Source organism: Wolbachia endosymbiont (group A) of Pogonocherus hispidulus (assembly GCF_964028195.1).
Lineage (GTDB): Bacteria > Pseudomonadota > Alphaproteobacteria > Rickettsiales > Anaplasmataceae > Wolbachia.
This window is the reverse complement of record NZ_OZ034750.1, coordinates 416350-430636: the sequence shown is the minus strand read 5'-3', so window position 1 is coordinate 430636 and position 14287 is coordinate 416350. Positions and strand designations below refer to the sequence as shown.

At 37.3% G+C, this 14287-nt stretch carries 6 protein-coding genes, 2 rRNA genes and 1 pseudogene; 6 read left to right on the top strand and 3 right to left on the bottom strand.

Annotated features, from left to right (window positions below; all coding sequences use genetic code 11):
* Nucleotides 1–91: 91 nt before the first annotated feature.
* The 3 genes and pseudogenes from rpmH (at nt 92) to ABWU58_RS01980 (ending at nt 884) form a co-directional block, all read left to right on the top strand.
* Nucleotides 92–226 (top strand): 50S ribosomal protein L34, encoded by a 135-nt coding sequence (gene rpmH, locus ABWU58_RS01990; RefSeq protein WP_006279898.1) that lies wholly within the window; start codon nt 92–94, stop codon nt 224–226.
* 67 nt (nt 227–293) lie between these two features.
* Nucleotides 294–569 (top strand): annotated as a pseudogene (gene rnpA / locus ABWU58_RS01985) (ribonuclease P protein component); the annotation flags it as partial.
* A 90-nt stretch (nt 570–659) separates the two neighbouring features.
* Nucleotides 660–884 (top strand): hypothetical protein, encoded by a 225-nt coding sequence (locus tag ABWU58_RS01980; protein ID WP_064125319.1) that lies wholly within the window; start codon nt 660–662, stop codon nt 882–884.
* A 16-nt stretch (nt 885–900) separates the two neighbouring features.
* On the opposite strand, the gene rrf is transcribed toward ABWU58_RS01980, so the two are convergent.
* Together rrf and ABWU58_RS01970 are read right to left on the bottom strand one after the other, a co-directional pair.
* Nucleotides 901–1007, bottom strand: a 5S ribosomal RNA gene (rrf, locus tag ABWU58_RS01975).
* Nucleotides 1008–1073: 66 nt separating this feature from the next.
* Nucleotides 1074–3839, bottom strand: a 23S ribosomal RNA gene (locus ABWU58_RS01970).
* Nucleotides 3840–4174: 335 nt separating this feature from the next.
* On the opposite strand from ABWU58_RS01970, the gene ABWU58_RS01965 reads away from it, so the two are divergent.
* Both ABWU58_RS01965 and ABWU58_RS01960 read left to right on the top strand, forming a co-directional pair.
* Nucleotides 4175–5251 carry a methyltransferase domain-containing protein gene (locus tag ABWU58_RS01965; RefSeq protein WP_353283455.1) on the top strand — a complete coding sequence of 359 codons (1077 nt, stop codon included), beginning with the start codon at nt 4175–4177 and terminating at the stop codon, nt 5249–5251.
* Nucleotides 5252–5309: 58 nt separating this feature from the next.
* Nucleotides 5310–7094 (top strand): ribonucleoside-diphosphate reductase subunit alpha, encoded by a 1785-nt coding sequence (locus tag ABWU58_RS01960; RefSeq protein ID WP_353283454.1) that lies wholly within the window; start codon nt 5310–5312, stop codon nt 7092–7094.
* 1291 nt (nt 7095–8385) lie between these two features.
* Here ABWU58_RS01960 and ABWU58_RS01950 read toward each other — a convergent pair.
* Nucleotides 8386–11154 carry a PD-(D/E)XK nuclease family protein gene (locus ABWU58_RS01950; protein WP_353283693.1) on the bottom strand — a complete coding sequence of 923 codons (2769 nt, stop codon included), beginning with the start codon at nt 11152–11154 and terminating at the stop codon, nt 8386–8388.
* A gap of 107 nt (nt 11155–11261) precedes the next feature.
* Here ABWU58_RS01950 and ABWU58_RS01945 point away from each other — a divergent pair, with 107 nt between their 5' ends.
* The gene (locus ABWU58_RS01945) at nt 11262–14180 is read left to right on the top strand and encodes a phosphoribosylformylglycinamidine synthase subunit PurL (protein WP_353283453.1); all 2919 of its coding nucleotides are present in this window, start codon (nt 11262–11264) and stop codon (nt 14178–14180) included.
* Nucleotides 14181–14287: the final 107 nt, after the last annotated feature.

Here is a 14287-nt window from a genome sequence, read left to right as displayed (position 1 = left end):
TTTTATTCTACGAAAATGTCATACAAGTTCACCATCATTTGACAATAAAGTAAAACAATTTAAAATAAATAATTATATTAATATAAAAACAATGAAGAGAACATTTCAACCAAAAAATTTGATAAGAAAGCGCAGACATGGATTTCGTTCACGTATGGCAACAAGAGCTGGAAGAAAAATCCTTAATAGGCGCCGTTCATTAGGGTGTAACAAATTATGCGCATAGTAAGTATAAAAAAAAAGATTTTTCCTTTGCTTTCAAAAATAAGTTAGCACTCAGCAGTCTTTTTTATCGTGGGCTTTATATATCACTGTACGCTATAAAAGAAAGAGAACCTGAAAAGTACATTCATGCTATTAGAGTAGGTCTGGCTATCAGTAAAAAAGCCGGAAAAGCAGCAAAAAGAAATAAAATAAAAAGGCAATTACGAATGCTTGCTAAAATTAGCATTTTAAATATAAGCAATATAGGGCACTACTACATAATACTAACTCATAGAAACATTATGCAAGCAAGTTATAAAAACTTACAAAAAGATCTAACTATTTGCTTAAAAAAGATAAAATAAAAAAAAATCTCAATTAAGGTATTTACAACTATATTTTTTATGATAACATAAGTAAAATTTTTAAAATAAATTAACGGGTGTGGGTGTTTAATGGTAGAGAGTAGAAAAGAACAAGATAAAAATCTCAATATAAATACAAATAATGTTAAAGAAGATTTTTATGAATATAAAGAATCTAGTTATCGTACACAATGGGAATTAGCATTTGAGCAAAGTCAATACTTAGAGCAGAATAAGAATAAGCCTAGACCACAATTATTAGATTTGAATATAGAAGCGACTTCTCGTAATAAAAGAATTATTAAAAGGCGATAAAAAGAAATTTTTATAAACTTGGCGGCGACCTACTCTCCCTTTTCAAGTACCATCAGCGCTAAAAAGTTTCACTTCCGAGTTCGAGATGAGATCGGGTGGTTCATTTTTGCTATAGCCACCAAGTCAATAAAAATTTCTAACTTAACAATTTTAACTTAATATTTAACACTGCATACACACATATAGAAAGCAAATAAATCAATCAGGCTATTAGTACTAGTTAGCTTCACATGTTACCATGCTTCCACACCTAGCCTATCAACGTGGTAGTCTTCCACGGCCTTAATTGGGAAATCTTTTTGAAGAGGGTTTCTTGCTTATATGCTTTCAGCAATTATCCCATCTATACATAGCCACCCAGCGATGCTATTGGCATAACAGCTGGTACACCAGAGGTATATCCATCTCGGTCCTCTCGTACTAGAGTCAGACCTTCTCAAATTTCCTTCACCCACGGCAGATAGAAACCGAACTGTCTCACGACGTTCTAAACCCAACTCACGTATCACTTTAATCGGCGAACAGCCGAACCCTTGGGACCTTCTTCAGCCCCAGGATGTGATGAGTCGACATCGAGGTGCCAAACGGTGTCGTCGCTATGAACGCTCGAACACCATCAGCCTGTTATCCCCGGCGTACCTTTTATCCGTTGAGCGATGACCCTTCCATACAGAATCACCGGATCACTATGACCGACTTTCGTCTCTGCTTGGCTTGTCAGCCTCGCAGTCAGGCAAGCTTATGCCATTATACTATCAAGCTGATTTCCGACCAGCTCTAGCTTACCTTCGCACGCCTCCGTTACTTTTTAGGAGGCGACCGCCCCAGTCAAACTACCCACCATACAATGTCCTAGTTCCAGATAATGAAACATAGTTAGATATCAAAAGTGTAAAGGGTGGTATCTCAAGGTTGACTCCATTATAGCTAGCGCCATAATTTCAAAGTCTCCCACCTATCCTGCACATCACACTTTTAATAGCAATGTAAAGCTATAGTAAAGGTGCACGGGGTCTCTTCGTCTAACCGCGGGTACCCCGCATCTGCACGGGGAATTCAATTTCGCTGAAGTGATGTTGGAGACAGTGGAGAAATCGTTACGCCATTCGTGCGGGTCGGAACTTACCCGACAAGGAATTTCGCTACCTTAGGACCGTCAGTGTTACGGCCGCCGTTTACTGGGGCTTCAATTTAGAGCTTGCACCCCTCCTATTAACCTTCCAGCACCGGGCAGGCGTCAGACCCTATACTTCCACTTACGTGTTTGCAGAGTCCTGTGTTTTTAGTAAACAGTCGCTACTCCCTATTTTGTGCCACCTACTCATAGTTGCCTAAAAGCAGGTTACCCTTCTTCCGAAGTTACAGGTATAATTTGCCGAGTTCCTTCAACATCATTCTTTCAACACCTTAGTATACTCTACTCATCCACCAGTGTCGGTTTGCGGTACGGCCTCATAAATATAAGTGCTATTTCCTGGAGCTTCTTTTAAGCATAGATCAATCCAATAAGATCTATACAAATACGAAACCCGTCACACTTAAGAGGTTTAGGAATATTAACCTAATTGCCATCGACTACTCCTTTACGGACTCGCCTTAGGAACCGACTAACCCTACGCAGATTAACTTAACGTAGGAACCCTTAGATTTTTGGTGAGAGTGTTTTTCACACTCTTTTACGCTACTTATGTCAGCATTCTCACTTCCGATATCTCCAGCAGTTTTCACAAACCACCTTCACAGACTTACGGAACGCTCCGCTACCGCGCCTATTGATCGAAATCAATAAGCACTCACATCTTCGGTATACAGCTTTAGCCCCGGTACATTTTCGGCGCAGAAAAACTTATTTAGACAAGTGAGCTGTTACGCTTTCTTTAAAGGATGGCTGCTTCCAAGCCAACCTCCTAGCTGTAATGGTTTTTCTACTTCCTTCCCCACTTAGCTGTAATTTTGGGACCTTAGATAGTGATCTGGGTTGTTTCCCTTTCCACCACGGACTTAGCACCCGTAGTGTGCCTGCTGTATAATTAATTGTTGGTATTCGGAGTTTAGTTAGATTTGGTAAGACGGTGAATCCCCCTAGTCTATCCAGTGCTCTACCCCCAACAACATACATACAACGCTCTACCTAAATAGATTTCGCGGAGAACCAGCTATTTCCAAGTTTGATTGGCCTTTCACCCCTAATCACAACTCATCCAATAATGTTGCAACATTAACTGGTTCGATCCTCCAGTGTGTTTTACCACACCTTCAATCTGGTCATGACTAGATCACTTGGTTTCGGGTCTAATCCATAAAACTAAAACGCCCTATTCAGACCTGCTTTCGCTACGCCTACACCTAACGGCTTAAGCTTGCTTCATAGATTAACTCGCTGACCCATTATGCAAAAGGTACGCTGTCACTCTAAATATCAATAAATTGATATAGAGCTCCAACTGTTTGTAAGCACTTGATTTCAGATTCTATTTCACTCCCCTCCCGGGGTTCTTTTCACCTTTCCCTCACGGTACTTGTTCACTATCGGTCGTTAAGGAGTATTTAGGCTTGGAGGATGGTCCCCCCATATTCAAACAGGATTTCACGTGCCCCGCTCTACTCAAGGATTTAAAAACTTTCTACTTATACAGGACTATCACCTTCTATGGTTACTATTTCCAGAGTATTCTAATTCTTATTCTTAAATCACTAGCCTTTTCCGCTTTCGCTCGTCACTACTAACAGAATCTCGGTTGATTTCTTTTCCTTTGGCTACTTAGATATTTCAGTTCACCAAGTTTGCTTTACATACTTAGTATGTAATAACTAGCTAAGCTAGTTGGGTTTCCCCATTCGGAAATCTGCGGATCAAAATTTGTTGACAATTCCCCACAGCTTATCGCAGCCTGCCACGTCCTTCATCGCCTCTTAACGCCAAGGCATCCATCAAGTGCTCTTAATAATTTATTTATCCGACTATATGCAGAATATGCAGAGTTAAATATTATTAAAATTGAATTGAGATTAAATTAATCTCTACCATAAAACTTGTCAAACATCTAAAAACTAAATTAATCTTTTATATATTATAACCTAACAAATAATATGTCAACGCCTTTTTGCACAAAACATTTACTTATATTATCAACAACAATATACTAGCGATCCTAAACAGTACAATCTGAGAAATATGCGGTAAACTTATATATACAGTAAAAATTAATGAAAAAGATATTTTGTAAGATAAAATGTGTTAAAATCAATTGCCTAAAAATGATAATGAACATTCGGAGTATTTCTAATGTATGAAAAGTAATCTCTCTTTTATAAAAAACGTTGCTTTAAATTGTATGTCTAAGCTCATTGGCGTATTAAATATTAAGAAAGTAAAACACTTCATTGTGAATAAATATAATACTCTTCATAAAGAAATGACAGTGCTTCTTAAAAAATCTAAGAACCTGTTAAATACCAACATTGAAATCGGTTTATATCACTTTTATAAAGGTAGCATATCAGATGCAAAGTTACGATTTTGGTTAATTAGCATATTTTACCCCCATTTACCCATAGTCTGGTATAACATCGGAAGGTGTCATTTTGCGGTAGGGAATACTAATAAAGCTTATAATTATTTAACACAGACACTAAAATTAGATAGTGATCACGAAGAGGCATCTTACTATATAAAAAAAATGACAAACTCAGCGCCTATTACAGAATTGCCAAAAAACCTCATAAGACAATATTTTGATTACACAGGTGAATATTTTGTTGAGCATTGGTTGATTGCTAAACAGTATAGAGGGCATGAACTTGTACACATGATAATTACAAAAATCTTCAACAACTCCACTTCTGAGCTCAATATACTTGACCTTGGTTGTGGGACTGGAATATGTGGTCATTTCTTGAAAATAAATAGTACTGGAAGCCACATAACAGGAATTGACATTTCAAGTAGAATGCTAAATATCGCAAGAGGATGCTTTATAAAAGGTAAGCCTGTTTACAATGAATTAATATATATGGAAATGAAAGAGTTTCTTAAACAAGAGAAAAACCAGCAGTATGATGTAATTATCTTTGCTGAAGTGCTACATTATCTACATGACTTTCAAGAAGAATTGGAATTAGCAAAAAGATCTACGAGCAAAAAAGGGGTTATTATATGTTTAATAAGAAGAAAGGAAGGTGAAGGTATTGACTTTGTAAACAAAGGAGACTATTTTCGTCACTCAGAAAGTTATGTTCAACATGTTGCAAAAAAAATAAATATGCAGATAAGTTATATGAGTTACTGTAAAATATATGGCAGTCAGGTTGACGGTATCTTGTTTGCATTACAGCATCAACAAGAAAATCCGAAAAACCTAACTTAAAAATCGCTCAAAGTGGCTTTTAAGTATCTATATATAATAAAAGAATAAAAGGAATTTTATGAATAACATTACTATTAATTACGCAAAGGATAGCAAATTAACCGATTTTGGAAAAGCAGTTCTATCGGACAGGTATTTAATAGAAAATGAAAGTTATCAAGATCTCTTCATACGTATTGCTAATTACTATTCTGATAACAAAGAACATGCGCAGCGTCTTTATGATTACATGAGCAACTTGTGGTTCATGCCTTCAACACCAATACTCAGCAATGGTGGCACTAAGAGAGGATTACCTATTTCTTGCTTTCTTAATGAAACCGAAGACAGCTTGCAGGGAATAGTTGACTTATGGAATGAAAATGTTTGGCTTGCTGCACGTGGAGGAGGCATAGGTAGTTATTGGGGAAATTTACGTTCAATTGGTGAAAGTGTAAAAGGTAGTGGTAAAACATCAGGAATTGTACCATTTATTGTGGTGCAAAATGCTCTAACGCTCGCAATTAGTCAGGGATCCTTAAGGAGAGGAAGTTCAGCAGTCTATCTTCCTGTATCTCATCCGGAGATAGAAGAGTTTCTGGATTTGCGCAAGCCAACAGGCGGTGACCCAAATCGCAAAGCGTTAAATATACATCATGCTGTAATAGTAACAGATAAATTTATGCAGGCTGTTGAGAATGATCAAGAATGGAATTTAATAAGCCCTCACAACAATAAGGTTATTTCAACTGTAAAAGCGCGGGATATATGGATCAAAATATTAACAGCAAGAGTTGAAACTGGAGAACCTTACATTATTTTCCTTAATGTAACAAATAACAATAAGCCAGAATCTTACAAAAAGCTCAACTTAGACATCAAGATGTCAAATCTATGCAGTGAAATAACTTTAACTACAGGTTATGATCACCTGAATAAGTCACGCACTGCTGTGTGTTGTCTATCATCCGTAAACCTTGAGTACTACGAAGAATGGAAAGACAATAAACTCTTCATAGAAGATATAATGCGCTTTCTTGATAATGTATTGGAAGATTTCATAAATAAAGCACCGAATGAAATGCAGCGAGCAAAATATTCTGCAGCCAGAGAACGCAGTATTGGTCTTGGTGTGATGGGTTTTCATTCATTTTTACAAAGCAAAATGGTTCCTTTTGAATCAGTAATAGCACAACAATGGAATAAAAAAATATTTAAGTATTTACGCGAGCAAGCAGATATAGTTTCTAAAAAATTGGCAGAAGAAAAGGGGGCATGTCCTGATGCCAAAGAAGTTGATCTAATGGAAAGGTTTACACACAAGCTCGCTATTGCTCCAACTGCCTCAATCTCCATTATTGCAGGCAATACCTCTCCTGGAATAGAACCATATGCAGCAAACGTATTCATACAAAAGACACTGACAGGCTCATTTGTAGTGCGAAATAAATTCTTGCAAAAACTATTAGCAGAAAAAAATCAAGACAATGATAAAATATGGTCTTCAATTTCAACAAACGAGGGTTCCGTTCAGCACTTAGATTTTCTTAGTGAGCATGAAAAATTGACATTTAAAACAGCGTACGAGCTTGATCAAAGATGGATTATAGAACATGCAAGTGATAGAACTCCGTATGTTTGTCAGTCTCAATCAGTCAATCTGTTCTTGCCTGCCAACATACACAAACGTTACTTGCATAAAATACACATGCTTGCCTGGAAAAAAGGATTGAAGAGCTTATATTACTGCAGATCACAATCAATGCAGAGAGCCGATAAGGTCTCGCATGACATATTCAAAAAAAGTGAAATATTGCAACAAAAAACAGATATTGACTACGATGAATGTTTGTCATGCCAATAGTGACCTTACTCAGAAAAAGTAGAGAAAAAGTAGAGAGAAAGTTAAGCAAATGGGTAAATAGACTTCTTGCATAACCATATAACATTGGGAATAGAAACGAAAAAACTTCCTTGACAAACTCCGCCAGCCCCCTTATCATAAGAATGAAGCTATTTATTTATCTTCGCAATCTGTGCAGGTTAATGACAAAAAACTTAGGGTATTTGGCGTCTCATGTTTAATTTTTCGCACTACGTGCATCGCATGTCTTTAAAAATTTCTGGGTTTTTACCTATATAAGCCGAAACGCGCTTACAAAGCGTTTAAGACAGCAAAAAACGTCAAATTGACAAGGGAGAATTTGAATGCTAGCTACTACGGGGTTTCTTTGCCTTTTTTCCTGCTTAGTAAATTTCTTAAACACTTGCGGTGTAGGTTAGTTGCAAGTTAAAAGTAACTAAATCGCTCTTAATCAAGCGTTTTAGAATAAAAAAACGCCGATATTTTAGTACATAGTAAATAGCCAACCACCACGGGGCTTCTTTTGCCTTTTTTTTCGTTTGGTAAATTTCTTAATGTTTGTAGCTAACATGAACAAACATTTGAGAGTAACTTCCGCTAGTAGGGTGTCATCCCAGTCTGGGATCCAGCTTTCTTTATAAATTCACCAAAAGTGCTTCATTCTATAACGCAAAACCCATACTCACCAAACCCAATGCATTACTTGCAATTAAGTTTCCTGGATCCCAGTGTCTGGGCACTGGGATGACAGGAGAAGGTACTAGCCTGACAACCGTCATCCCGCTATGTGTTAGCGGGATCTAGAGATACCGCGAATGAATCGCGGTATGACGGTGTAGATGATGGTTAAGTAATTCGTCATCCCGCTGCTTGTTAGCGGGATCTGGAGATACCGCGAATGAATCGCGGTATGACGGTTCGCGGTGGTATGACGATAAGGTTTATACCCCGTCATCCCGCTGCTTGTTAGCGGGATCTAGAGATACCGTGACGGTATGACGGTTCGCGGTGGCATGACGTAGGACTGCCGTTATCCCGCATTGTTAGCGGATGAGATACCGCGAATGAATCGCGGTATGACGGTTCGCGGCGGTATGACGTAGAGCCAGCGTTAGCCATACTTTTATACTCACCAAATCAGTTTGCTTGTGAGCAAGCAAACTTTTCTGGATTCCAGTGTCAAGCACTGGAATGACATCATAGGGGCACTGGAATGACACCATTCTTTTTTCTGGATTCCAGTGTCTGGGCACTGCCGTCTTGGATGGGAACCAGTCTTACATGACACCATTTACAACCACTCCCCTACCCTTTCTAGCTGTTTATAGCTGTTAAATCTCAGAAAATATGGAGAGGCAATAAAAGGTGTGGAATTACTTAAATAATTAGATAAAAAACCAGGCAGATCATTTTTTAATTCTTGCATTTTGTATCTATAATTTTGTATAGAAATAACTTTTATTTTATCATAATCAAGTTTCCAATAAGCAAGTTCTGAGACTTCTCTTCTTGTTATATGTTCTACCGCTAAAGCTTGTAAAATTAATTGCGGAAAAAACCCCGACATCACTTCTTCATTGGAAGGTGGTGAACCAAGTTTATAGTCTATAATTGCTACTTGCCCACTTGGTAGATACTCAACTCTATCACATCTTGCTGTCAGTAAAATTTCTTGTGGCCTATTTGTCATCCAAGCAGTTTCTTTTGTCATTCCAGTGCTTGACACTGGAATCCAGTTTCCATTATACAATTGTTTGAAGTTTTCTGGATCCCAGTGTCGGGGCACTGGGATGACACCCTTCTTAGTGGAGGTTGTACAGCATCCGTACAGTTGTGTGTCATGCGCTGAAACGGGAGATATAGGACAGGAAAAGCTCTTTTCCAACTCAACATAGTTGCTTCGAGTTTCATCAAGTTCGACAAAAGATTGAATTACCCTCTGTAGTCTTATCCACCACATATTTGAAAAATTAAATTGACTAGTTGAGAACATTTCTCGTGCAATGCTCATTGGCGATTTTTTGTTGCGTAAATATCTTGCAAGAATGTTGTGTACCATAGTGCCAAATTCCAATATCGATGGCTTAAAATTCAAGTCTCTTAATTGTTTAAGGCCCAGTATATATTCAACGTAAAATGAATAAGGATTACGAATTAGCTTTTCTATTGCACTGCAAGACATCACCTGCATTTTTTCTTTTCTAACTTCGGTTTGAGGTTTTGGCATAGGCTGAGTACATGGAACAGTACATTCAGGCGTATTTAATATCCTTAGCCAATCACGATACGGCTGCTTCCCCTCCTTGAGCAGAATTTCCAAACGCTGCAATAGAATTGGCTTTCTATGGCTTAGCGATCTTGTAATATAAACCTTACTTGCACAAAACAAATTGTGTAAAGTATAAAAAAAATACCCCTGCTCTTCTTGCACGGAAGGAAGATTAAATTTTTCTCTCGTAAATGCATTCAAAAGCGGATTTTGAAAGCTTGGCGCTTCATTAAATCCAGCAAGTATTACAACTTTGTTGTGATATAAGCTGAATTTATTCAAGTCACTTGCTACAGAGAAAAACTCTTTCTCTAAAAATAAGGTCAGAATTTGGCTATATAACTCTAAGGAGCACTTAATTTCTATACCCTCACATGCATTCAAGAAATTACAGGTGAAATTACCTATTTCACTATTTAGCTCTGAAAAATTTATACCAGATAGCACATTAATACACTGCAAATGAGTTGCCACCACATCAGAAATAGGGCAATTTATAGAGTTAAGTAAAAGATTAAGTATAGCCTCTAACCTATTGATAATAAGCAATATATCCTCTTTATGTTTTAGCTTTTTATAGGTATTAATAGCATCTATAATATCTTTAAGGCCATTTGTACTAAAGTTGCGTAATATCTCTATTTCAAATTCAGATAAAATCCGAGAGTACTCTTCTTGAGTGTAACCAAAAGTCACTAGCCTATGTTTAAGGAGCGAAAGTAATGCCACACTGCTCCAATTTGAGGTCAAAACTTCGATACTATAAAGTAGGAGTGTTATATAAGGATAATTTTCCGGTATGGCACTGTGTTGCCTTGATAAACATGCTATACGAGCTGCAAGTAATTTATCAAAGACAACCAAAGAAACGTTTTCATAACCTTCATTCTCTATAATTAATGATGTCACTTGTGCTTCTTCCTCTCTGGAATCACAAGTGATGACTTCAATATTTTCAATTGATCTACCACCAACTTTGCTCAGATCGGCAGTTGTATCAAAGACATAGTCAGTTATTTCATTCTCTATAGTGTTCAAGCAGCTAACATCCCTCCTATCCACTTTTAAATAATCGAGCAGATCTTTCAGGCAATATTGATAGTGTTTTTTATCAAGCGATTTCCAGTCTTTCTCTTTAATTTTCAAATTCAGGTTAGGCAAAATTATTTTTCCAAATGGTAAGCCGTATATTGCTTTGATTAACGACTTATCCTTTCCAATTCCAACAAAGATTATATGTTGATCTTTTTGCAGTGAAAGCACCATACTGTTTATGTAATCACTCTTATGTTTTAATATATCAACCACTTCTAAATCTTTTAAAGTTTTACTCCAAGTTTCAATGAGTAAACTTATGAAATTCTCTATTTTTTTTGAATGTTCATCGAATTGATAACAATCCGTTGTTTGGGTAGATTGAATTTTATCAAGCAATGATGGCAGGCTATAAGCTAAATCAATGGGGAAATTATCATTATTTTTTCTATTCCACTCCAATATGAATTGAATGAGTAGCAGCGTCCTCTTTGTTGGATTGATAACTTTAACTCTATCAAGATTTAATATTAAATCCTCCTCATCGATGTTCTCTAGCGAAACTATCTCTGGCAAAATTATGCATTTTTTAGCGTTATAATTCTTGAACGCACTCAGCAGCGCTATTACATCCCTTTTGCAAGGAAGTATGATCTTTATTTCAGGAATTTTTTCTCTTTCATATTCAGAAAATATATGCTGAACCAGCACATCAAAAAGGGATTCATCCACATTAACGGTAAAAACTCTTCCCACTAACAGTAACAATTAATACAATACTTTATTGTATAGAAATTATTTAAAATATAAATGTGCTCGCAGTTTCTTATGCTATTATATGTTAAAATCTTTCATAACATTACATGACAAACATCAGAATAGAAGTTTTAAATAAATGTGAGCAAGTTGGCCACAGGCGAGTAGTTAACGTTTACTCGATTTATATACACAAAGAATTACCACCAAAATTATATGAAGAAATTTGTGGGCTATTTTATAATAAGATCATACAAGATTGCCGTTATTATTTCTACAATGAAAACCTTGAAGAAGTTCAATATGACTTCATAGAACCACAAGCTGAGTGGGGCTTGGAGATAAGCTTTTTACCTGGCATAACTGACAATGTGGGCAACACAGCAAAACAAATTGTTAGAGAGTATTTAATAAGCAAAGGCCACATTAACGAAGATGTTTATATCAAAGCAAGAAGTTCAAAATTGATTCTAGGGCAAGCAACCGAAGATGATATAAAACAAGAATTTAACCCTATCACTGAGTATTGCACACTTATCTGTAAGAACTATAGCTGGAAATATTATGGTAAATATAAGAAGTTTACTCAGTATCAGTCCGTGAAAAAGGACGCTAAATCTGTTGATTTAAATGTAAGTGACCAAGAACTTGAGAAAATCAGCAAAGATGGAATCGATGGTAATGGCACTTTAGGGCTCTCGCTGGCAGCAATGAAAGCTATAAAGGATTACTTCAAAAAACTCAGTAGAAATCCATATGATATTGAACTTGAGTCCCTAGCACAGACTTGGTCTGAACATTGCAAGCACAACATTTTCTCCTCTCCCATTGATGAAATAAAAGACGGTCTATATGCTCATTATATTAAGCGTGCAACGCGTGAGATAAATTCTGACATATGCGTGTCAGTTTTCTCCGACAACGCAGGAGGAATAATTTTTGATGACGATTACTTGATTGTAGATAAAGTTGAAACTCACAATAGCCCTTCAGCTCTTGATCCATTTGGTGGAGCAATGACCGGAGTGCTTGGAGTTAATCGTGATATAGTGGGTTTCGGGAAAGGCGCGGAGCCTATAATGAATACCTATTACTTTTGCTTTGCCAAAGAAGCAAAAGGCAAATTTTATAGGGACAAGGAGCGTATTGATGAGATTTTACCGCCAAAATATATAATGAAAGAAGTGATTCATGGCGTTAATGTTGCTGGCAACTGCTGCGGTATTCCAACACAACTTGGATCGGTATATTTTGACGATAGATTTTGTGGCAAGCCGTTAGTCTTTGTTGGAAGTGTCGGAATTATTCCACGCAGTATAAATAATGTACCTTCACACATCAAAGGGCCTAAAAACGGCGATAAAATCGTAATTATTGGTGGAAGAGTTGGAAGGGACGGAATTCACGGTGCAACGTTTTCCTCAGAGGCTTTGTCGGGAAACAGCCCTTCAACAATTGTGCAAATTGGTGACCCTATAACACAAAAAAAACTATCCAATGCCGCCCTGGAAGCAAGAGATCTTGGTCTTTATAATGCAATAACGGATAATGGAGCAGGCGGTCTATCATCATCTATTGGTGAAATGGGAAAAGACGGATTTGAAGTTGATTTGAGCAAGGTTCTCCTTAAAAACGATGGTATGGCTCCGTGGGAAATATGGATATCAGAATCACAAGAGAGAATGACCTTAGCAGTGCCAGAAGAAAATCTTCCTATGTTTAAGCAAATCATGAAAAAACATGATGTGGAGGTTTGTGTGATTGGAGAGTTTAACGCAAGTGGTAAAGCTGTTGTTAAATGTCCTAAAGGGAAAGTAATAATGGACATCGAAACTGAATTTCTGCATGACGGTAATCCCAAAGTGCATTTACAGACAAAGCCATGGTCTAAAGCCCCCTCCCCTTTCATCCAAGTAGCTGACCAGCCAGCGTCACGCGCTGGAAATCCGTCTTTTTTAGAAGTCGAGCTAAAAGAAATGCTGAGCAGACCAAACATTTGCAGCAAAGAGTTCATAGTGGTGCAATACGACCATGAAGTTCAAGGGTCGTCAGTGCTAAAACCATTGCAGGGCAAGGGAAGAGTGTGCAGTGAAGCTGTTGTCTCGAGGCCAATCCTTTCTTTAAATAAAGGTGTTGTAAAATCGCAAGGATTTGGCTCAAGTTATGGAGAAATTGACACTTATCACATGGCAGCATGTGCGATTGACACTGCAATACGCAACTACGTAGCTGCAGGAGGAAATATAAATCATCTAGCGTTGCTCGACAATTTTTGCTGGTGTGATGCTTATAATCCAGAAAGGTTGTGGCAACTAAAGAGAGCTGCAGAGGCTTGTTACGACTTTGCAACTGCATTTAAAACACCATTCATATCCGGAAAAGATAGTATGTTTAACGACTTTAAGGGATATGACGAAAATGGCGAGAAAGTGATGATATCTGCACCTCCTTCATTACTCATCTCAGCAATTGGAATTATAGAAAATATTGAAAATGCGGTATCGCTTGATGTAAAAATGCCAGGGGACTTAATATATATACTTGGAGAAACATTCGATGAACTTGGTAGATCTGAATATCAATTATACAGTGGAATAGATAATAACAACGTACCAAAAGTTGATGCAAAGAGCGCTAGGAAGTTGTATGAGCGTTACAACCAGGCAATAAAAGATGGCATAATTGCCTCTGCAATCGCACCAAACTTGGGCGGATTAATTATTGCTCTGGCAAAATCGCTAATTGCAGGAGACCTTGGTGCTGAAATCGATCTTTCACTAGTACCAATAGGAAAAACACAAAATACAGACATAATAAACAAGATAATAATGTTTTCTGAATCGCAAAGTAGAATTTTGGTTACTATTGCACCACAAAATCAGCAGAGGTTCAAAGAATTGCTTAAAGGCGTAGCTTATTCATATATTGGCAAAGTAACAGAGAAAAAGGTGCTAAACATAAAGGATGTTTTAAAAGTAAATCTGAAAGATTTGGGAAATAGTTATTATATAGCTAAAGTAACTTAGGTTTACAGACGATTTGATAAACGACAAACTCGTCATCCCGCTGCTTGTTAGCGGCCGCGGCGGTATGACGTAGGAAAACCTTTCTTGGGTAGCTATAGCATGTCAGT